Annotated in this window: 16 protein-coding genes; 10 read left to right on the top strand and 6 right to left on the bottom strand. The window is 46.8% G+C overall.

Annotation, left to right across the window (positions count from 1 at the left end; all coding sequences use genetic code 11):
- Positions 1 to 130 precede the first annotated feature (130 nt).
- From uxaC to ABTV53_RS27055, 5 genes are all read left to right on the top strand, one after another.
- Positions 131 to 1,576, top strand: coding sequence for a glucuronate isomerase (gene uxaC / locus ABTV53_RS27075; protein ID WP_433748442.1), 1,446 nt, complete (start codon positions 131 to 133; stop codon positions 1,574 to 1,576).
- A 411-nt stretch (positions 1,577 to 1,987) separates the two neighbouring features.
- Positions 1,988 to 2,530 (top strand): MarR family winged helix-turn-helix transcriptional regulator, encoded by a 543-nt coding sequence (locus ABTV53_RS27070; protein WP_433748438.1) that lies wholly within the window; start codon positions 1,988 to 1,990, stop codon positions 2,528 to 2,530.
- Positions 2,527 to 4,254: an ABC transporter ATP-binding protein gene (locus tag ABTV53_RS27065; protein ID WP_433748435.1), complete on the top strand. Its 1,728-nt coding sequence runs from the start codon at positions 2,527 to 2,529 to the stop codon at positions 4,252 to 4,254. The genes ABTV53_RS27070 and ABTV53_RS27065 overlap by 4 nt, the downstream gene beginning before the upstream one ends.
- A complete protein-coding gene (locus ABTV53_RS27060) occupies positions 4,251 to 6,128 on the top strand; it encodes an ABC transporter ATP-binding protein (RefSeq protein WP_433748432.1) in 1,878 nt (625 codons plus the stop codon). Before ABTV53_RS27065 ends, ABTV53_RS27060 begins: the two co-directional genes overlap by 4 nt.
- A 364-nt stretch (positions 6,129 to 6,492) precedes the next feature.
- The gene (locus ABTV53_RS27055; protein WP_433748429.1) at positions 6,493 to 7,011 is read left to right on the top strand and encodes a hypothetical protein; all 519 of its coding nucleotides are present in this window, start codon (positions 6,493 to 6,495) and stop codon (positions 7,009 to 7,011) included.
- A gap of 59 nt (positions 7,012 to 7,070) precedes the next feature.
- On the opposite strand, the gene ABTV53_RS27050 is transcribed toward ABTV53_RS27055, so the two are convergent.
- Positions 7,071 to 7,652, bottom strand: coding sequence for a hypothetical protein (locus tag ABTV53_RS27050; RefSeq protein ID WP_433748426.1), 582 nt, complete (start codon positions 7,650 to 7,652; stop codon positions 7,071 to 7,073).
- Between the two features lie 540 nt (positions 7,653 to 8,192).
- On the opposite strand from ABTV53_RS27050, the gene ABTV53_RS27045 reads away from it, so the two are divergent.
- Positions 8,193 to 9,089: a diacylglycerol/lipid kinase family protein gene (locus ABTV53_RS27045; protein ID WP_433748424.1), complete on the top strand. Its 897-nt coding sequence runs from the start codon at positions 8,193 to 8,195 to the stop codon at positions 9,087 to 9,089.
- A gap of 40 nt (positions 9,090 to 9,129) precedes the next feature.
- Here the strand turns inward: ABTV53_RS27045 and ABTV53_RS27040 are convergent, their stop codons facing one another.
- Both ABTV53_RS27040 and ABTV53_RS27035 read right to left on the bottom strand, forming a co-directional pair.
- Complete coding sequence (locus ABTV53_RS27040; RefSeq protein ID WP_433748422.1) at positions 9,130 to 9,720, bottom strand: GNAT family N-acetyltransferase; 591 nt, start codon at positions 9,718 to 9,720, stop codon at positions 9,130 to 9,132.
- A 24-nt stretch (positions 9,721 to 9,744) separates the two neighbouring features.
- The gene (locus ABTV53_RS27035; protein ID WP_433748420.1) at positions 9,745 to 10,371 is read right to left on the bottom strand and encodes a TetR/AcrR family transcriptional regulator; all 627 of its coding nucleotides are present in this window, start codon (positions 10,369 to 10,371) and stop codon (positions 9,745 to 9,747) included.
- A 177-nt stretch (positions 10,372 to 10,548) separates the two neighbouring features.
- Between ABTV53_RS27035 and ABTV53_RS27030 the strand changes: the two genes are divergently transcribed.
- Both ABTV53_RS27030 and ABTV53_RS27025 read left to right on the top strand, forming a co-directional pair.
- Positions 10,549 to 12,780, top strand: a complete 2,232-nt coding sequence (locus tag ABTV53_RS27030; protein ID WP_433748418.1) for an MMPL family transporter — start codon at positions 10,549 to 10,551, stop codon at positions 12,778 to 12,780.
- Positions 12,781 to 13,049: 269 nt separating this feature from the next.
- A complete protein-coding gene (locus tag ABTV53_RS27025) occupies positions 13,050 to 14,003 on the top strand; it encodes a nucleoside hydrolase (protein WP_315937438.1) in 954 nt (317 codons plus the stop codon).
- Between the two features lie 202 nt (positions 14,004 to 14,205).
- Here ABTV53_RS27025 and ABTV53_RS27020 read toward each other — a convergent pair whose 3' ends face one another.
- The 3 genes from ABTV53_RS27020 to ABTV53_RS27010 form a co-directional block, all read right to left on the bottom strand.
- The gene (locus tag ABTV53_RS27020) at positions 14,206 to 15,924 is read right to left on the bottom strand and encodes a methyl-accepting chemotaxis protein (RefSeq protein ID WP_433748415.1); all 1,719 of its coding nucleotides are present in this window, start codon (positions 15,922 to 15,924) and stop codon (positions 14,206 to 14,208) included.
- A gap of 203 nt (positions 15,925 to 16,127) precedes the next feature.
- Positions 16,128 to 16,874, bottom strand: coding sequence for a DUF3105 domain-containing protein (locus ABTV53_RS27015; RefSeq protein WP_433748413.1), 747 nt, complete (start codon positions 16,872 to 16,874; stop codon positions 16,128 to 16,130).
- A 321-nt stretch (positions 16,875 to 17,195) separates the two neighbouring features.
- Positions 17,196 to 18,113 carry a hypothetical protein gene (locus tag ABTV53_RS27010; protein WP_433748411.1) on the bottom strand — a complete coding sequence of 306 codons (918 nt, stop codon included), beginning with the start codon at positions 18,111 to 18,113 and terminating at the stop codon, positions 17,196 to 17,198.
- 374 nt (positions 18,114 to 18,487) lie between these two features.
- On the opposite strand from ABTV53_RS27010, the gene ABTV53_RS27005 reads away from it, so the two are divergent.
- A complete protein-coding gene (locus ABTV53_RS27005; RefSeq protein WP_017691786.1) occupies positions 18,488 to 18,832 on the top strand; it encodes a Na-translocating system protein MpsC family protein in 345 nt (114 codons plus the stop codon).
- 485 nt (positions 18,833 to 19,317) lie between these two features.
- Positions 19,318 to 20,388 carry an ABC transporter substrate-binding protein gene (locus ABTV53_RS27000; protein ID WP_433754351.1) on the top strand — a complete coding sequence of 357 codons (1,071 nt, stop codon included), beginning with the start codon at positions 19,318 to 19,320 and terminating at the stop codon, positions 20,386 to 20,388.
- Positions 20,389 to 20,611 lie beyond the last annotated feature (223 nt).

Below are 20,611 nucleotides of genomic sequence, written 5' to 3'. Positions count from 1 at the left end.
TATGCCTAAATCAACCTTTTTTGATAACGCTATCATTTTATATTGAACTTTGATGGCAAACAGTGTAGCGTAAAGATGGGAAGTGAACCCATATGAACGTAAACTCACCTAAAGGGAGCGTGCGAGGCGAATGAAATCTTTTCTGGATGAACAATTTCTACTGCACAATGAAACGGCGGTCAAGTTATATGAGGGCTATGCCAAAGACATGCCGATTATTGACTATCATTGCCACCTCAGTCCTCAGGAGATCTACGAGAACAAAACCTTCGGCAATCTTACAGAAGCCTGGTTATACGGTGATCACTATAAGTGGCGCCTCATGCGCGCGAACGGAATTGAAGAGCAATATGTGACCGGAGGCGAAGGAGTGACCGATTACGATCGCTTCCTGGCATACGCCAAAACGGTACCCATGATGATCGGTAATCCGCTGTACGCCTGGTCTCATCTGGAATTACAACGATATTTCGGTGTTTACGAAGTATTAAATGAGACAAGTGCGCCTGCCATCTGGGAAAAAGTAAATGCCAAACTGAACAGTGACGGATTCGGTGCACGTGATCTGATTACCAAATCCAATGTCACTGTTGTATGCACAACCGATGATCCAACCGATTCTCTGGAGTATCATCTGAAGATTCAGGAGATTGAAGGTTTTGATACCGCCGTATTGCCATCCTTCCGTCCAGATAAAGGACTCGAATTGAACCGCGATACCTTTACCGAATGGGTGGGCAAGCTGTCGCAGGCATCGGGCAACGCGATTTCCGATTATGAGTCTTTCCTTGCTGCATTGGAGTCCCGTGTGGAATTCTTCCATTCCGTCGGTGGCAGAGTCTCTGACCATGCACTGGATTATGTTCCTTATGGAGTAGCTACACGCGAAGAAGCGTCTGCAATTTTTGCAAAGGCCCTTGCAGGTCAGAAGGTAACGCGTGAGGAAGAGGACAAGTACAAGACCGTGACGCTGACGTTCCTCGGCAAACTGTATGCAGAGCGAGGCTGGGTCATGCAGTTCCACATTAATGCAGCCCGTAACAACAATACGCGGATGTTTGCCAAGCTTGGGCCGGATACCGGTTACGATGCCGTGAATGATACGCCGTTGTCGTCAGCGATGATTGGATTGCTCGACGCTTTGGAACAGCAGCAGGCATTACCCAAAACGATTCTGTATTCGCTGAATCCAAGGGATAATGAAGTGCTGGCAGCGATCATCGGCAGCTTCCAGAGCGGAGGCATTCCAGGCAAAATCCAGCTTGGTGCAGCATGGTGGTTCAATGATACGAAAGATGGCATGATCGCTCAGATGAAGGCACTGGCGAATGTGGGTCTGCTCAGCCGATTTGTCGGTATGCTAACCGATTCACGCAGCTTCCTGTCGTACACCCGGCATGAGTATTTCCGCCGTCTGGTCTGCAACCTCATTGGTGAATGGGCTGAACTGGGCGAAGCACCGCAGGATATGGAGTTGCTCGGTCAGATCGTACAGGGCATCGCCTACAACAATGCAAAAGAATATTTCCCGTTTGCCTCCGTGCTTACAACGGTCTCTGCTTCAAAGTCGTCATAGGTGATAGGTGATGCGTGATGCTCAACAAGTTCATCTAATTATGCAATAAAAGAGGCTATCTTGTTTCTTTCATTCCATCGGTATACCAATGCTCCCATTTCGTACCCCGGGTCTCCATATACCGGCGTATCAGATGGGAGCTTTTTTGTGGGTTTCATTCCTGATATTGCACATATTAACTATAGCCAGCTCCATTGACGGCATAATGACAAAACCCATAATCAAGCGCGTGTATGCTCTTGATTATCGGTTTATATCGGTTATTTTTAGATGTTTGACATTGGCTTCTTACGATAATATACTTAGTAAACCTAATTAATTGTGTATCTATTTAATTGTACTGCTATTTAATAGATGTCCTATGATGTTGGATGTCTATGTATTGATAAAGAATAGAAGGAGGAATCCATTATGACTGATATAGACCCGGTCGCTCAGAAGCTTTTGTACTCCATTATGCAGTTTAATAAAGGCAAATGGAGGCAACATAAGCCTCATGGGCGCAATCACAATGAAATTATGGTGCTGGCTTGTTTGCTACATGGTACGCATCCGGGAGAACGGCTGGATTGGCGGGATAATCCGCCAGATTTTGAGAGAGAGCTGAATGGGAGTCGCCCAGGGCTAAAAGTATCGGAAATCAGTGCGTTACTACGGGTGAAATCACCAACAATAACCCCGGTTATTCGTGGGCTAGAGGATGAAGGGCTGGTGGAACGAACCATGGACCCGAAGGATCGCCGTGCTGTGCGTATAACCATTACAGAGGCAGGGCGGAACATTATACGGGCGGCGCATGAGGAGCGCATGCAAACGTTCAACCAGCTCGTCGAGCATTTGGGTGAGGAAGAAAGCATTCAATTGACGGAGTTGTTGACCAAGGTATATACCTTTTTTGATACAGTGGTTTTCCAACAGACGGAGACGTCCACACAAGGAGATGATACGCCATGATGAAACTGTTTCGCATGCTGAAGCCTTACCGAATACCAATTATCTTCATTCTGGTTCTGGTACTGTTTCAGTCGCTTGCTGAATTGTACTTGCCTACGCTAATGGCAGATATCGTGAATTACGGCATCATTAAAGGAGATATCCCGTATATTTGGCAGATTGGTGGATGGATGTTGGTCATCGCGATTGGTGGAACAGCGTGTTCCGTGATCGCCAGTTACCTCTCATCCCGCACAGCGGGTGGATTTGCCAAACAACTTCGTAGCAGAGTATTCCGTCATGTGGAGAACTTCTCGCTTCAAGAGTTTGATAAGATGGGTACTGCCTCACTGATTACGCGTACGACGAATGATATCACGCAGGTGCAGAACGTACTTACGATGATGCTGCGCATGATGATTATGGCTCCGCTCATGTGTATCGGGGGTATTTTCATGGCGGTATCACAGGACGCCAAATTATCTACGATTTTCCTGGTCGTGCTTCCTGTACTGGGCGGAGCCATTGCGCTGATTGGTTCCAAGGGTTTACCTTTGTTCAAAACCATTCAGAAAAAGCTGGACCGACTCAACCTGGTGCTGCGTGAGCAGTTAACAGGGATTCGGGTCGTGCGTTCCTTTAACCGCGGCGAGCATGAGCGCGTGCGCTTTAACGGGGCCAACACGGAACTGAGAGATTCTTCGATCAAAGTTAATGTGCTCATGGCAACCATCATGCCGGTGATGATGCTGGTTATGAACTTTTCGATGATTGCCATTCTTTATTTTGGTGGAATGCGGATCGACAGCGGCAATATGAACATCGGTGCACTGATTGCCTTCATTCAATATGCCATGCAAATCATGTTCTCACTGATTATGGTTTCCATGATCTTTGTCATGATTCCAAGAGCTTCAGCATCGGCAGAACGGATCAACGAAGTGCTTGATATGCAGCCGGATCTTAGCAATCCCGAGCAGCCTCTTGGCATGAAATCTATGCAGGGTATGATCGAGTTTGAACATGTAACCTTCCGTTATCCGGGCGCAGAGAATCCAGCGTTGTCCGATATCTCCTTCACAGCTCGCTCAGGTGAAACAACAGCCATCATTGGCGGTACGGGTTCTGGGAAATCAACATTACTCAGCCTTATTCCACGATTCTATGATGTGACCGAAGGCAGTGTTCGGGTCAATGGTACGGATGTGCGTGAACTTCGGCAGGAAGATCTGCGTTCCAAAATTGGCTTTGTACCACAAAAGGCAGTCCTCTTCACAGGTACAATTACGGAGAATATCCGTCACGGGAAAGACGATGCCACAATGGATGAAGTTGTTCATGCGGCTCGTACGGCTCAGGCAGAGAACTTCATTACCGAGATGAAAGATGGATATGACAGCCTAATCGCACAAGGGGGTAACAACGTGTCTGGTGGACAAAAGCAACGTCTGTCCATCGCTCGCGCACTTGTTCGCCGTCCGGAAGTCTATATCTTTGATGACAGTTTCTCTGCTCTTGATTTCAAAACGGATGCTAAACTTCGTGCTGCGCTGAAGTCCGAAACGACAGAAGCGGCTGTGCTGATTGTTGCCCAGCGCGTAAGTACGGTAATGGATGCCGATCGCATTCTGGTCATGGATGAGGGACGAATTGTCGGTTCAGGAACACATAAGGAGCTGCTGGAGCACAATGAAGTGTATCGCGAGATTGTATCCTCCCAGCTGACAGAGGAGGAGATCGCATGAGTGAAAATACAAAACACAAGGCGCCTCGTCCCCATGGTGGGCCGGGTCCAGGTCCTGGAATGGGCATGCGACCTCCTGCTGAGAAAGCCAAAGATTTCAAAGGCACACTGCGGCGTTTGATTCGTTATCTCCAGCCCCATAGTTCTCGTCTGTTAGGTGTGCTGGTTGCTGCCATACTGAGTACCGTATTCAGTATCATCAGTCCTAAGATCATGGCCGAAGGTACAGATATTCTCAGCCAAGGCGCCATTGCCATCCTTCAGGGTGTACAGGGAGCCGGGATTGATTTTCCTGCATTGATGAAAGTATTATACCTGCTTGGTGGACTCTATCTGTTCAGTGCTGCATTTATGTATGTTCAGCAATACCTTATGGCCGGTGTGGCCCAACGTGTTGTGTATGACATGCGTGAGCAGATCAGTGCGAAGGTTGGACGCCTGCCTTTGAAATATTTTGACTCTCGCACGACTGGGGAGACACTTAGCCGTGCCACGAATGACGTGGACAACATCAGTAATACCCTTCAGCAAAGTTTGGCACAGTTCATTACGTCGATCGTCACGATTGTCGGCGTAATCATCATGATGCTGACGATTAGTCCATGGATGACGCTGATCACGATTTTGACGCTGCCACTCAGTGTCGTTGTTGTCATGCTAGTCGCTTCCCGTTCGCAAAAACACTTTGCGGGTCAACAGAAATCCCTTGGGGAACTGAATGGTCATGTCGAAGAGATGTATACGGGACACAAGGTTGTCAAAGCATTTGGACGTGAAGAACAATCGGTACAGCAATTCGAGAAGGTCAATGAAGAGTTGTATGAATCCGGTTGGAAGGCCCAGTTTATCTCCGGTATTATTATGCCGCTCATGAGTTTTGTCGGTAACCTGGGTTATGTACTGATCTGTGTGGTTGGTGGGATTTTCGTTACACGCGGATCTATCTCCATCGGGGATATTCTGGCCTTCACGCAGTACTCCCGTCAATTCACACAACCGATTAACCAGATTGCTAATATCTCTAATATCATTCAATCGACGATTGCTTCGGCGGAACGTGTATTCGAGTTGCTGGATGAAGAGGAAGAAGTTCCGGAGTCCAAACAACCCGTGCAATTACAGCAGCCCAAAGGTGCGGTTGCGTTCCAAGGTGTTAATTTTGGATATAAAGAAAATGAACTGCTCATTCACAACATGAACATTGATGTAAAACCGGGACAGACGGTAGCCATTGTTGGACCAACGGGAGCCGGTAAAACAACCCTGATCAACCTGTTAATGCGTTTCTACGAAATTCAGGATGGTCGGATTACGATTGACGGTGCCGAGATCAAGGACATGGAGCGTGGCAAGCTGCGCAGTCTGTTCGGTATGGTGCTTCAGGATACCTGGTTGTTCAACGGAACGATTCGGGACAATATCGCCTATGGTCGAGAAGGTTCTACGGAAGAGGATGTAATCAAGGCAGCCGTTGCAGCACATGCGGATCACTTTATTCGTACACTGCCTGATGGTTATGATACGGTGCTGAATGAAGAAGCATCGAACATCTCACAAGGGCAGAAACAGTTGCTCACGATTGCGAGAGCGATCCTGGCGAACCCGGCTATTCTCATTCTGGATGAAGCGACGAGTAGCGTGGATACACGGACCGAAGTGTTTATCCAGAAAGCCATGAATGATCTGATGAAGGATCGCACGAGCTTTGTCATTGCACACCGATTGTCCACCATTCGCGGGGCCGATCTGATTCTGGTGATGGATCATGGTAATGTGATTGAACAGGGTAATCATGATGAATTGATGGCGCGTCAAGGTTTCTACGCGGATCTGTACAATAGTCAGTTTGCGGAGCAACAACCGCAGGCGATTTAAGTTTCGAACTAGCATTTCACATGCATTTGATTTTAGGTTAGAATTTGAAATTCGACCACAATCATTGTGTGGAATGCTGGTTATATGAATTAGGAATAATACAAAAAAAATCTAGAAAATGAGAATGATTTATTGTATTTCTAACCGTTTGGTGCTAAACTATATATGTAATGTTGTTGCTGATCCGTATGCAACTAAAAAGATAACGGATGTGTAAATGTTGTTGCTGATCCGTATGCAACTAAAAGATAACGGATGTGTAAATGTTGTTGCTAATCCGTATGCAACTAAAAGATAACGGATGTGTAAATAGGAGGAGCAGGATTTTTCCTGCTCCTTTTTTCAATTACTTGGGGGAGTACACATGGAATTTAAAGTATATAAACTTAAACAAGAATTTCACTCCATTTGTGATTGGAGAGAGTACAAAATTTCAATTAATGAACAAAGACCAGGCCTGTTACTAGTTCTTGAAGATGAACAATTTCCTGATTCCTTATGTTGTATTCCTATTTCAAAGGATGATGATAAACATAATAAATACAAGCAATTAATGATTTCAAAACCTACTAATGTTCATCCTATTAAGATGAATCAATATGACAATTACCTGTTGATTCAGAATATGTTCTATGTAAGAAAAGAATTTATTGGTGATCCATTTACAGTAAAACAAGTACATATTGAAATTAAGAACTCGGCTGAACGCGAAGTCATTATGAAAAAAGTTAAAAAGATGAATGCACTTATAAAATCAGGCAAGTTACCATATTTTGTACCGCGTAAAGAAGTACATGATATACAAATAAACTACCTTGAAAATAAACGGCATTGTTCTTTAGATATCCAAAAGGAAATACATATCACTTTAAATAATAGTTAGCAGTTCTTGTTTGAGATGAAGAAGCTCCTGTGCGGACAGTCGCACAGGAGCTTTTGCGTTTATCGATCCTTCGCAGGTTCATCTGTGCTGTTACTGGAAAGTGTTTTCACTTCCACCTTTGTATCATCGGTAGCTTCCTCCAGTGCAGACGGAGCGGGTTCACCCGGGATCAATTCGCGCTGCTCAATCATGCGTTTGACAACTTCATAACAGTCATCCACATGTTTGTTACCTACATATCTCATGGCTGTGAAGCTGAGTGCGGCAGCCAGTCCCTGTCCAGCAAAAGGGACAAATTTGGCGACCGATTTGGTAGCTACGCGTACGCCGACTCTTTTCAGAACCTGTACAACCAGCTCCTTCGTCACCATACGGCCGATAATCTTGCTTCCGATGGACATGACGAATCCGTAGATCATGGATTTGGTCTCGGGGTCCATGCCATCCAGCTGTTTTTGGGATAATCCGAATTTATTATTAATGGCAGGCAACAGCTGCATCAGCATCCCCACATCAGCCAGTACATCTGTACCAGGCAGCGGAACGAGTGTTGTACCAGCGGAAGCGGTAGCTCTTTTGCGAACCATGGTACGGCATTCCTTGCGAACTTGCTCCAATTGTTCCAACGTTGCCGGAATCATAGGGAATCCCTCCATTCGTATATGGTATAGATATAACCGTTTTGAATCGATTTGAATGGGTTCTCACCAGCAAAATTTGCAGCCTTATGACATAAGGTGTGGAGAATCCCTTTTTCTCATGCATAGATCTGGTTAAAGAAGGAATTGGTTAGTTAGATAAACGATTTATCTAAATAGTTGAACTATACATTTACACGATAACGTAGAGGACAGAAATAATCTGAAGAAGCGAAGTGTTCGCCTAAAAGCTTTCTGCAAGAAAGCTACATCGGAAGCATACGCTTATCCCCATATTTTCGCCTTTGCAAATTAAATCAGAAAAATCTGGGGATAACAGCGATCGGAAGGTTATTCTGTCATCGGAGTGGTATGTGTGAATATTCTTAGTTGAACTTATATAGCTAATACGAGTGAGTGACGATTAGGATGCATATCTGGTTGGGGAACCTATGTAAAATGATAAGTGCTTAGCGCAGGGCTTGTTTACGGCTTCAACCTTTATGGGTAAAGGTTAACAAGCATTGGAATGGAGGAAGAGGGATGGAGTTTAACAAAGCGTTGTTAATTCATCATCATCATTCGGGCAAGGCCAATCGTGAGAATACAGTGGGCCTTGTGGCGGGTGTGCTGGCTCCCGCTGTCCATGAACTCGTCATTGTGCGCACGGACGAACCGGGTGAGGGAGAGAAGCTGTGTCGTGAGCGTGGGGAACAATTCGATGTAGTGTTTATCCTGGGTGGGGATGGCACAGTGCATGAATGTGTAAATGGATTAGCCGATCTGCAACATCCTCCGTTGATTGGCATTTTGCCTGGAGGCACGTGTAATGACTTTGCGCGTTCGCTCGGTATTTCGCCGGATGCAGAGAGTGCGGCACAAGAAATGCTGGCAGGTCGGGTGGTGTCCATTGATGTTGGACGAGCTAACGACCGGGTGTTCACCAACTTTTTTGGCATTGGTTTAATCAGTGATGCATCACAGAATATTAACGAGAATCTGAAAGGCGCGCTGGGTAAGTTGAGTTATTTTATTAGCACCTTGCAGACGATTAGTCATACGGAGCCGTTTCGTTATCAACTGGAAGCAGATGGAAAAGAGATGGAAGGCGAAGCGGTGATGATCTACGCAGCCAACGGCCGTTTTCTGGGGACGAATGCCCTACCTTTTGCACCCGATGCGTTGCAGGATGGCGAACTGGACGTGCTCATTATTCATGAGACAGGTATCCCGCTGCTGCGAGAGATACTATCGCACAAGCCGGAGGGAGAATGGCAACCTCAGAGCGAGAGCATCTCATACTTCAAGGCATCTACTTTAAAAGTGAACACAGACGCGCCCATGTCAGCTGACACGGATGGAGAATTATATATGAAGACACCCGCCGAGCTATCGGTGCTGACGGGTCATCTGAAGTTTCTAACCGGGGAGGTGTACTGAATCCCCGGTTTTTTGGTTTTGATTTTAGCTGATCGGAAACCTAATCATTCTCTGTATGATCTTTCATATGACGTTGTCTGAACTCGTCCTCCAGCATGCTCATCTGAACGGCATCATGATATTGGTGATTATAGAACAAGACATCCCGCTTCACACCCTCGCGCTGAAATCCAAGCTTCTCATACGTGCGGATAGCTCGCTCGTTGAAGGCGTACACTTCAAGCTCGATTCGATGCAAGTTACAGATGCCGAAGCCGTAGTCCAGCATAAGCAGCAAAGCCTCGCTACCGTAGCCTTTTCCTTGATGCTCCACCTGATCGATGGCAACACGGATATGTGCACTGCGATTCTTGGCATGCATGTCCATCAGGACGACATCTCCGATGATCTGGTCATTTTCCTGTAAAGCAATCAGTAACATGAGTCTGGAGTCATCCTGTGCTGCGTTTTCAACATAACGTTCAACCTGAGCACGTGTGAAACTGTTCTGTGTTCCCGTCAGCCTACGCATCTCGGCATCAAACAGGCCAGGGAAGTAAGCATCCACATCTGTCATCTCGAAAGGACGCAGGTATATGCGCGACGTTTCCAACAGACGCGGGATGCGTGGGGAAGGTTTTGAATGTGACATGGTTGTTTCCTCCTATCATGGTCTTTAGTTCCGCTTAACCGCTCCATCCAGAAATAGCCCCACCAGTTCCCGAGCAAGTTCCTCGATGCTGCCGTCATTCATGTTGCGTACATCTTCGCGGTTCGCGAGCATGAGCAGTGACGTAAACGCATGGGCAAGCAGCATGGGGCTCCCGACCCGAAAATAACCATTGTCCATCTCCTGCTGGAAATGGGTAGCAAGTACTTCAAAGATGCGAACCTCGGCTTCCCGAATCTGGGCGAGTTGCTCTGTATTCAGATGTTTCTCGGCTTCTCGCATCATGGTCTCCGTCTCAATATGGGAGTGCTGCATCTTCGCTTGCGCAACCTTGATCAGCCGCTCTTGTAATGTGCCAGTTTCATCCAGGCGGAGTGAAGTCTGCTGCATGCTCATCGTCATTATGCGGGTAATGGCAACGGTGAACAGATCGGCTTTGCTGGTGAAGTGATAATAGATCGATGCTTTGGTTACGTTGCATAATGAAGCGATTTGCTGGAGAGAAACGGGTTCATATCCATATTCCATAAACAGACGTGACGCGGTCATCAATATGTTGGTTTGCACAGATGCCTGATCGGCACCCGTTTTGGGTCTGCCCGGTGACCGGGGAATGTTCGTTTTTTTACTCATAGGTACATACCTCTTTACGTATTTAATCGCTTGTTAGACGTGTTCACAAAAATAAGCATTGCATAATTAACCTTCCGGTATATATAATTAACTCGATTATACTATGACCCGTGGTTCATTACTACACCATCACATAAATAGGGCTTCATAGAAACAGAATAGGGAGATGAAGAGACAATGCAGGAAGGTTCGGGTTACGGTCGCTGGGTTGCCGGCAAACGAAGCAAATGGATTACGCTGTTGGTATGGATCATTATCGCCGTTGTGCTTGGCATGGTATGGCCTGCTGTAGGTGATCGTGAAACCAATAACGCACAGGATCTGAGTGAATCCAAACCATCAGTTCAGGCAGCTGCACTTGCCGAGAAGGAATTTCCTGGTGGTGAAGGATTGCCCGCGCTGATTGTATGGCGTCAAGCCGGTGGTCTGACGGATGAGCAGATTCAGAACATTCAGGCATTAACGGAGCGACTGGATCAAGATCCGGTAGAACAACAGCAGTCCGTTGTGCCACTCTATCAATTGCCACCACAGGCATTGAAAGGCCAGCTTTCGGAAGACGGAAGCACCCTGGTTATGCCGCTCTTCTTCAATGAAGGTGCTGATGCAGAACAATTAGAGCAAGGCATTGAAGCACTTGAGCAAAAAACACAAGACATCTTCGGGGTTAACCCGTTCGATGTAGCTATAGATGATGCCAATACACTGATTGCCCGGGTAACAGGGCCAGTAGGCATATCCATTGACGCGAGCGGACTATTCACCTCCGCCGATGTATCCTTGCTAATCGCTACGGTTGTACTGGTATTAGTGCTGTTGCTGTTGATCTATCGCTCGCCAGTGCTGGCGATTATCCCAATCATTGCGGTTGGATTCGCATATATGGTGACCAGTCCGATTCTCGGATTCATGGCGGATCAAGGCTGGATTACGGTAGACGCACAATCCATCTCAATCATGACTGTATTGTTATTTGGAGCAGGAACGGACTACTGCCTGTTCATGATCTCCAGATACCGTCAAATTCTCTATCATGAGCCGGACAAAAAGAAAGCCATCTTCCAGGCCATTACCGGATCTTCCGGCGCCATTGCCATGAGTGGATTCACGGTCGTTGCGGCACTATTGGTGCTGTTGCTGGCTGAATACGGTGCATATCATCGCTTTGCCGTACCATTCAGTCTGTCCATCTTTATCATGTTTATTGCAAGTCTGACGCTGGTACCGGCGCTCCTCGCGATCTTCGGTCGGGGTTCATTCTATCCATTCGTACCCCGTACACATGAGATGGAAGTGGAACGTGCCAAGAAAAAAGGCAAACCGGCTCCGGCCCCACGCAAAATCAAGGAAAGCTGGATTGGCCGTGTTGTAGTAACGAAGCCATGGACTGTCCTTGCGATTACCTTGGTATTGCTGGGTGGACTGGCGGTATTCTCTACTCAGGTTAAATTCACGTATGATCTGTTGTCTTCCTTCCCGGAGGATGTACCTTCCCGTGAAGGCTTTACCGTCATCGGCGAACAGTTCTCCCAAGGGGAGCTGGCTCCAGTCAAAGTGATCGTTGATGCCGAAGGCAAAGAAACGGATCTGAAGCAGCGTCTCGAATCGCTGGATTACATTAGCAAAGTAGGCGATGCCCAGCAGGGCGCTGAGAATGCCAACATTACCGCCTTTGATGTGGAATTCAATCTGAATCCATATTCCATGGAGGCGATGCAGCATATTCCGGATCTGCGGGCTACTGCGGAACAGGCGCTCCAAGATGCTGGTGTAGCTAATGTGGACAGTCAGGTCTGGATCGATGGTCAGACGGCTGAACAATATGATATTGAAGTCGCAGGAGAGCGGGATGCCAAGATCATTATTCCAGTGGTCATCGGCATGATTACATTGTTGCTGCTATTATACTTGCGTTCAGTTGTGGCTACGGCGTATCTGATTGCAACGGTTGTTCTGTCGTATTTCTCTGCACTGGGTCTGGGTTGGATCATCATTCACTACGGACTTGGCGCAGATGCCATTCAGGGAGCAATTCCGCTCTACTCCTTCGTATTCCTCGTGGCACTGGGTGAGGACTACAACATCTTCATGATCTCAAGCATCTGGCAGAAACGCAAAACGATGCCGCTCCGTCAAGCCATCAAAGAAGGTGTTGGCGAAACAGGTTCCGTGATTACCTCTGCGGGTCTGATTCTGGCAGGAACATTTGCGGTACTTGCAACCTTGCCGATTCAGGTGTTGGTGCAGTTTGGTATTATCACAGCTGTAGGTGTGATGCTGGATACCTTCCTGGTTCGTCCGTTCATGGTGCCAGCGATTACAACATTGTTGGGCAAATGGGCTTTCTGGCCAGGCAAGTATGTTCCGATTGCTGAGAAGAATGAGGAGAAACAGAACCAGTCCGTGTAATGCATGGATTGGTGAAATGGACCGCGGGGCTTCAAGCCTGCTGTCCATTTCTTTATTTTCCGAACCATGATGACCTCTACCAGTTGTCCTCCTGAGATGGAATGGTGGATCTGTAAAATATCCGCAGGATGAGGCGTGATCCTTGTTTTCTTTGCGTAGGGAAGGTTTACGTAGCCAAGGGTTATGGGACATAATAGAGGAAGCGTCGGCCTTGGGCAGACGATAGAATTAACAACAATGGGACAACCAGGGGAAGGATGAAAGCAAGCATGACGAACCAACTTAATGTGTATTTTAACCATGACGGCGGCGTGGATGACCTCGTATCGCTGTTCATGCTTCTGCAAATGGACAATGTACATGTAACCGGTGTATCGGTTATTCCGGCAGACGGATATCTGGAGCCAGCAACAGATGCCAGCCGTAAAATTATCGATCGTTTCGGTACATATTCCGTAGAGGTATCCAAATCCAACTCCAGAGGGAAAAATCCATTTCCTCCAGCGTGGAGGCTGCATTCCTTCTATGTAGATGCACTTCCTGTACTGAACGAATCCGGCAAAATGGAAGCACCACTCTCTGCTGTTCCGGCACACCAGCATCTAATTGAGAAAGTGCGCAATACCGAAGGCAAAACGTTACTCCTGTTCACAGGCCCACTGACTGACCTTGCGCGTGCACTGGACGAAGCACCAGACATTGAAGAGAAAATCGACAAGCTGGTATGGATGGGTGGCACATTCGAGCGTGGTAACGTAGAAGAGCCTGAACATGACGGTACAGCCGAGTGGAACGTATTCTGGGACCCGGAAGCGGCTTATCGTGTGTGGCAGAGCGGCATCCAAATCGATCTGGTTGCACTGGAAAGCACCAACAAAGTACCTCTGACTCCAGCCGTTCGTAACCGCTGGGCAGCAGAGCGCCGCTTTGAAGGTGTGGACTTCCTGGGTAACTGTTACGCAGGTTGTCCGCCACTGGTGTACAGTGAGACAAATTCCACATATTATCTATGGGATGTGCTGACAACGGCTTCCGTTGGACGCGAGGACATCGTGAAGAAGAAAACCGTCAACTGTATTGTCATCCCGGATGGTCCTAGCCAGGGCCGCACGGTGGAGCAAGCAGACGGACGTCCAGTACAACTGGTGTATGATACCGATCCGGAAGCGTTCTTTACGTACATGACGGATTTGGGTAAAAAAGCTGCTCCGCAGCGCTACTAATTCAGGCAGCCTTAGGGCTTGCCAACCTTAAAGGTACAACAAAAAATAAAGCCGCAGGCAGTGGTCTGGATATGGGGTTAAACCCCATATTCCCGTCCCTGCCGTGCGGCTTTTTGTTTTGGGCTGACTTATATAGTTCTGTCATCGAAGTGGTATGTGTCAATATTCTTTAGTTCAATCTATCTAACAAAATAGCTGCCCGCTATATTTTAAATCGACCAATCAATCCGTTCAGCTCACTGGACAGTACCCGGAGAGATTCTGCGGATGCACGCATCTCATCCATAGATTGCAACTGGCTTCCAGTAGCGTGCGACACCTGTTGGATACTGGAAGAGGACTCGCGCGAGATATGTTCCATATCCTCCACGGAAGCGGATACTTCTTCTGCACTGGCAGACAATTGCTCGGATGCTGCGGATACTTCATGCAGACGTTCATTGATCGTCTCAATCCCGGTATGAATGGATGTGAATGAACGGCCTGCCTCCTGAACAACAGCGAGACCGGACTGTACGGCAGATGTGCTTGCTGACATATGTTCTGACAATAGGGAAGTCTGACGTGTCATCTCGGCGATCAGTTCGGTGACATGCTGGGACGATTGCTCTGATTCCCCCGCAAGTTTGCGAACCTCTGAGGCAACCACTGCAAACCCGCTGCCATACTCTCCTGCACGAGCCGCTTCAATACTCGCATTAAGGGCGAGCAGATTGGTCTGTGAAGCGATGCCTTTCATCAGATGTGCGACCGATTCAATTTTACCTGAGTACTGCTCCAGCTGAGAGGTGGAGGCCACCATCTGCACATTCGCTTGATGAATTTTGTCCATGCTGTCTATTGCTGTATTGATGTTGGCTTGACCTTGCACAGCGTTATTGGTCGTTTCCTGTGATACATCCGCGACCATAGAAGAAGAATTCGCGATATGCTGCATGCTGCGCGTAATCTCTTCCATGGCTATGGTAACTTCGCCTGCTCGTGCCACCTGTTCGGCAGCTCCACTGGCTGTATGATGGGTATGTTCGGCAATACGCTGACTAGCTTCGGCGGTTGCCTGCGAGTGTTTCGATACACCTTCTGCGGCTTGCAGCAGAGAATCGGAACTTTGACGGATGCCCGTCATGACATCCCTGGTACCTGTAACCAGATATTTGAACTCGGAAGCGAGCTGTCCCACCTCGTCCTTGCGGCTAAGTTCAACGTTAACGGTCAGGTCACCTTTGCCAACTTCGGTAATCAACTTCTTCAACTTCACCAATGGACGGGTCAAGTAGTGGGCGAATCCATACACCAGCAAGACACTGAGCAGCACAATAGCCAAGGCTGTCCAGATCATGGTCATCCGGTTGCGTGACATCAGTTCATAGACCGCAGTGGAGTCCAGATCCGCACCGACCAGCCCCAATACTTTCCCGTCATCTCCATGGATCGGCACATACGCAGTAATGGTAGCGCCATATTCATCCTGTGTGAGTTCGCCCCGAATAGGTTCATTCTGTTCAAAAGCTTGCAACATTCCTTCATAATGGGTCTCTTCTGCGGAACCGTAAGGGGAGAAATCATCTTCTGCCACATCGGCAGCAGCCCCATCCACAACATAAAAATATGTATTTGTTCCATTTTCTTCGCGTGTACCAAGTGTGTACAGATACTTGAGCCCATTGGCCTCGCGCAGTTGACTGAGCTGCTCACGTAATGTGCCATAATACGCAGTCTCGTTCTGTCCGGTACTGAGTGGTGCATACAGAGAGGTGTCAATCAATGCAGCTGCCCGTTCAGCCACAGCCTGTGCCTGCATCCCCATGGATTGCTCAACCAGTTGAGCCGATGAACGGTACATGGTAATGCCAAGAACCGCACCCGCGGCCAGCATCAGACAGGAAAAAAATAAAAAGATCCGCATAAACAAACTGTTCATTGGTAAAAGTGTTCCCCCTTGATCTGTTGGATGAATCGTCTCTTTGTCTCTTTAGATGGTGCTTGTCGCTTCTTTGGTTCGTATGTATTGTATATCAGTTGTACAGTTTTCTACTTGAAATATCGGCATCCGGGCGATAAAGAATTAGCCCCCGAGTCAATTTGATTCGGGAGCTAACTACGTTTCAATCCTATAGGGTGTCATTACATCGTTCCGCCGCTCTGGCGAATAGAGGCAGGAATCTTTTCGGGTCCCTGATTAATATATTTATTGATAAAAGTACCTACTTTAGCATCGTCGAATTGGTCGAGCTTCATCGTTTTGGTCCAAGCGGTTACGACGACTTCACTGCCTGCGGGAATGTCCTTGTTGGGCACGGCCAGAATACCTGCTCCGGCTTCGCGGAATTTGGCTAGGTATTTCAGATGCTCCTTCAAATCCTCGCTTGCGTTCTCACGATAATAGATGATGATATCCCCGTGCTCCAGATTGTGTACCAGGTAATTATAACCCGGGAAGTCGGTGTAAAATCCAAACTTGATATCATGCGGATTATGCGGCCCTGAAGTTGGAATTGTCATCTCATACTGAATGGGGTTCTCTGTATGGTCTGCCCCATAATATTTATCGTCAGTCACATCAATTGTAGAATTGGCGTTCAGATCGGCTACATCATATTTTGCCCCTGCGCCCTGCATGAAGAACAGACCAAGCATAACAATCGACACAGCCATCATTACATGTGCAGCCAGCCGGAGGGACCGACTTTTTTTGTGGATGTCCGCCCGTTCTTTCTTTTTCATGTGGCCCAGGATTTTGCCCTGTGTACGTGATGCCCAGATATAGGCGGCGATGGAGAACAGTAACACGATTGTACCTATAATGAGCCAAAGGTAGGAGGTGCCTGCTTCGTGCTCCATTTGCATATGATTCATATGAGTCATGTCCATAGAGAGTTCCTCTGCTTTCTTCGTAAAATGAGAGATCATTACACTACATATCGTAGTGTTATTGGCAATGGTGAATTATCTCATGACGTAACGGGCGTTGCTGGATTGGTTTGTTACGTAAATAAGAACATACTTATTGCACTACACATTATAGTGTATGACACATGCTCAGCGCAACGCTGTCTTAGAAAACATAAAAAAGACCTTCCCGGCGGGAGCAGGGAAAGCCTAGTATGAATCTAAAGATTCAGAAAAATTTATATTCATTGGAATAGCCATTTATACGAAAACGTAAATCAGCTTTATTCCAGCTGAACTACTTTACAGACGGCCAAACGGCGACAACATCAATCTGATCAGTCCGATAATAACCTCACCCAACAATCGATACAGAATAAAGAATACGACCACATTGGCGATGAGTACACTGTACATACTGTCGATGGCTGCTTTGGTCCGATTCAGTGGATATTGGAATAGTACCGAGTTCAGAGCGACAAATATGATGATATACGAGACCACAAGCAAGGCGATCGCGATGGAATACGAGATGATAATAAACAGATTCGCCAGAACAAGGGATACGACAGCAGGAACAAGCAATGTACCGAACTGGGCGACCAGTGTTTTGGGACGGAAGGTTAGTTTCTCAATTTTCAGAATAGCGTACATCAGAGCAATTGAGACAATCAGGATAATGACGGTGAACAACAGCGGCCGGATAAATCCACTAATGAACAAGCCGTCCATGCCTATGCGACTAAAGGTAATTAAGAAGTATGTAGAAGATAGAATTGCAATCAGCGCCATCGTTAGCCATCCGTTTAGTGAATGCTGGTCGCCAACGGTTTTCATCGTCTGATAAGGACGGGCTAATACACTGAGGAAGTAGGACAGATACTGTTTGCTTACTTCTTTGGCTTGCTGAACTTTCTCATTCTGCACAATATTATTCCACTGATTGGAGCTGTTGTCTCCTGCAGAAGCATGGTCGTTGGTGCCTGTTGATTCTGTTGTCTGTTGTTTCTGAGTAGAGACGGATGGTGTGTTGTGTCGAACGGGTGCCTCGGAAGATGTGTTCTGCGTACTGGACCAGCGAGTATATTCGGGTTCGGAAGCAGCAGCAGATTCCGGGTTCTTTACAAGAGAGGGTGAAGAGGTAGTTTGCGTTAGATTAGTTCCGCACCTCTCGCAAAACTGGGCATCTCCATTTTCATGATTACATACTGGACATTGCATGGGTTAAGCCTCCAATTTCTAGAAAATAAAAACATGTCAACATTGTGTCTCATTTTAACGGTTGTTGACGAAGTTTGTCTATGTTTCGCAGGAATTTATACCCTTTTAGGGAAAGTTGAAACGAAGTCTCGAACACGCTGTATTAAAACGTAGTTTAGAAGTAACAATAGTATAGGACTTACATGCAGGCATATTAATGTAAATTTACTGTGGTTTAAGACGAATTGTTTTTGGAGGTAAATGTCTTATCGTTCGCTTCTGCGTGTGATTTACATGTTAAGTATATCTTTTGGGTTGCTCATTTCAGAAAATTTATGTATAATCAATCGTGTTAACACGTCGAATGTACGGTAGTAAGAGATGTGGGTGAGTTCATGGAACTACTGGACAGCAATGAGAGCAAGAAGAAGATGTGCCAGTATTATAACGAAATCTCGAAGGAACTGTTCGGATTTGGCACCACTCTCCTGAGAGTGACCATTGACCAGAACATTGTGACCTTCTACGCGAAGCACCGACGTTCACCGCGCTCTGACGCCCTGGAAGGGGAGGCCCCCGGCTTAAAGCTGGAAGTGGACTTCCGCATGTCTGTCTTATATAAGAAGAAATTCCGGGAGAAGCTCGAGCAACACATGGGTTTGCCAATTGAAGCTATATTGCGGGATTACGATGCTTCCACTCAGTGGGCGATCACGAATGTGATTCTGGAACAGGCCTAGGATGGATCGGCAGGATAGATTCTTGTTGAAGCATACGAAGGTTATGGCCCGGATTCATGATCAGGTTCCGTACAATTTCATATGATGGCGTCTGTCTTCGGATTGATTCTGAAGCAGAAACCGATGATGTACCGGCAGCGGGTGTCGCTTTCCTTTGTTTACGAAGAAAAGTGTTCTTGTTTATACAAGAATGCTTTTCTTTTTGTTTTTTAAGTCGAACTAGCCCTGTATAACACATCATATTCTTCGAAAATCAGAAAGACCTTTCAATCGCTGTTATCCCCAGATTTCTTTTATTCCCTTATCTAAGGGAGAAATCTTGTGATAGCGTATGCTTCCGAAGTAGCTTTCTTTCAGAAAGCTTTTGGGCGAACACTTCGTTTCTCCAGGTTCTTTCTGTTTTCTACGTAAGATGTGTTATCAAGCTAGTTCAACTTATTGGTTGGGTTGTTAAAACACATATATCAGGGGGAATCAGGATCATGATGAAAAAGTGGATTAGCGGTTTGGCAGCAGTGGCAATGACATCGGTATTACTTGCAGGTTGTGGCAGCAGCACAGAGGATGCAGCAGGCGGATCAGGCAGTGGAGGAACGGCAGCTACCAAATTGGTTATCTCCACGTGGGGCTTCTCGGAAGATTTCTTCAATGAATCCGTATTTGGTCCCTTTGAAAAAGAACATAATGTGGACATCGTGCTTGAAGTCGGCAATAACGCTGAGCGTCTGAACAAAATTCGTCAAGGTACATCAAATGTCGATGTCATCTACCTGTCTGACTACTATGCACAACAGGGTATCGATGAAGGTTTGTTTGAAAAAATCGACCGCTCCAAAATTCCGAATGTAAATGACATTTATGATATTGCCAAAGCCCCGCTTGGTGAAGATTATGGCCCGGCCTACACGGTTGGACAGCTCGGAATCGCCTATAACCCGGACCTCGTTTCCAAAGAAGTGACTTCATGGAGTGACCTGTGGGACCCGGCGTTCGAGGGTAACCTGACCATCCCGAATATTACGGCAACAGCCGGCCCAATGGTTGTGGATGCAGCTTCCCGTGTAGCTGGTAATGATACGTTTAATGAAGATGCGGCATTTGCTGAACTGAAAAAACTGAGCGGCAATGTGGTGAAATTCTATAGCCAAACGTCCGAGTTCGTGAACATGTTCTCCCAGGAAGAGATTGCAGGCGGACCGATCATGGAAATGTATTTCAAAGATCTGAAAGCAGCCGTGCCTGATGCGAAGTTTGTTACACCGAGCGAAGGTGCATATGCCGTGATGAACACGATCAATGTCGTGAAGGGCAGCAAAAACAAAGAGCTGGCTGAAGAGTTCATCAACTGGCAGCTTAGCCAGGATGTACAAGCCAAATCTGCTAAAGCCAAAGTCGATTCCCCGGTAAATACCAAGGTTGAACTGACTGCTGAAGAAGCAGAAGGCGTAACGTACGGCGCTGAAGTTGTTGAGAAGCTGAACAAGCTGGATATGGAATTCGTAAATCAACAGGTTAAAGGCTGGACAGATCGCTGGAACCGTGAGATTGCACAATAAAAACAAGTAACCGACTAAATAGTTATCTTTGATCTATATAGTTTAACTAAACTTTTTACACGAGAACGGAGAGGGCAGAAATAACGTGAAGAAGCGAAGCGCTCGCCTAAAAGCTTTCTGAAAGAAAGCTGCTTCGGAAGCATACACTATTCCCGGATTTTCCCTTTGAAGAAGGGGTTCAAAAAAATCTGGGGATAACAGCGATCGGAAGGTTATTCTGTCA

Source organism: Paenibacillus amylolyticus, assembly GCF_050990605.1.
Lineage (GTDB): Bacteria > Bacillota > Bacilli > Paenibacillales > Paenibacillaceae > Paenibacillus > Paenibacillus amylolyticus_H.
Note: the sequence above shows the minus strand (reverse complement) of the source record. Positions and strands in the feature narration are given on the sequence as shown.

What these genes read in the sequence shown, in the direction of transcription:
- uxaC (WP_433748442.1), top strand. Translation starts at nt 131, where the DNA reads ATGAAATCTTTTCTGGATGAACAATTTCTACTGCACAATGAAACGGCG.
- ABTV53_RS27070 (WP_433748438.1), top strand. Translation starts at nt 1,988, where the DNA reads ATGACTGATATAGACCCGGTCGCTCAGAAGCTTTTGTACTCCATTATG.
- ABTV53_RS27065 (WP_433748435.1), top strand. Translation starts at nt 2,527, where the DNA reads ATGATGAAACTGTTTCGCATGCTGAAGCCTTACCGAATACCAATTATC.
- ABTV53_RS27060 (WP_433748432.1), top strand. Translation starts at nt 4,251, where the DNA reads ATGAGTGAAAATACAAAACACAAGGCGCCTCGTCCCCATGGTGGGCCG.
- ABTV53_RS27055 (WP_433748429.1), top strand. Translation starts at nt 6,493, where the DNA reads ATGGAATTTAAAGTATATAAACTTAAACAAGAATTTCACTCCATTTGT.
- ABTV53_RS27050 (WP_433748426.1), bottom strand. Translation starts at nt 7,652, where the DNA reads ATGATTCCGGCAACGTTGGAACAATTGGAGCAAGTTCGCAAGGAATGC.
- ABTV53_RS27045 (WP_433748424.1), top strand. Translation starts at nt 8,193, where the DNA reads ATGGAGTTTAACAAAGCGTTGTTAATTCATCATCATCATTCGGGCAAG.
- ABTV53_RS27040 (WP_433748422.1), bottom strand. Translation starts at nt 9,720, where the DNA reads ATGTCACATTCAAAACCTTCCCCACGCATCCCGCGTCTGTTGGAAACG.
- ABTV53_RS27035 (WP_433748420.1), bottom strand. Translation starts at nt 10,371, where the DNA reads ATGAGTAAAAAAACGAACATTCCCCGGTCACCGGGCAGACCCAAAACG.
- ABTV53_RS27030 (WP_433748418.1), top strand. Translation starts at nt 10,549, where the DNA reads ATGCAGGAAGGTTCGGGTTACGGTCGCTGGGTTGCCGGCAAACGAAGC.
- ABTV53_RS27025 (WP_315937438.1), top strand. Translation starts at nt 13,050, where the DNA reads ATGACGAACCAACTTAATGTGTATTTTAACCATGACGGCGGCGTGGAT.
- ABTV53_RS27020 (WP_433748415.1), bottom strand. Translation starts at nt 15,924, where the DNA reads ATGAACAGTTTGTTTATGCGGATCTTTTTATTTTTTTCCTGTCTGATG.
- ABTV53_RS27015 (WP_433748413.1), bottom strand. Translation starts at nt 16,874, where the DNA reads ATGGACATGACTCATATGAATCATATGCAAATGGAGCACGAAGCAGGC.
- ABTV53_RS27010 (WP_433748411.1), bottom strand. Translation starts at nt 18,113, where the DNA reads ATGCAATGTCCAGTATGTAATCATGAAAATGGAGATGCCCAGTTTTGC.
- ABTV53_RS27005 (WP_017691786.1), top strand. Translation starts at nt 18,488, where the DNA reads ATGGAACTACTGGACAGCAATGAGAGCAAGAAGAAGATGTGCCAGTAT.
- ABTV53_RS27000 (WP_433754351.1), top strand. Translation starts at nt 19,318, where the DNA reads ATGAAAAAGTGGATTAGCGGTTTGGCAGCAGTGGCAATGACATCGGTA.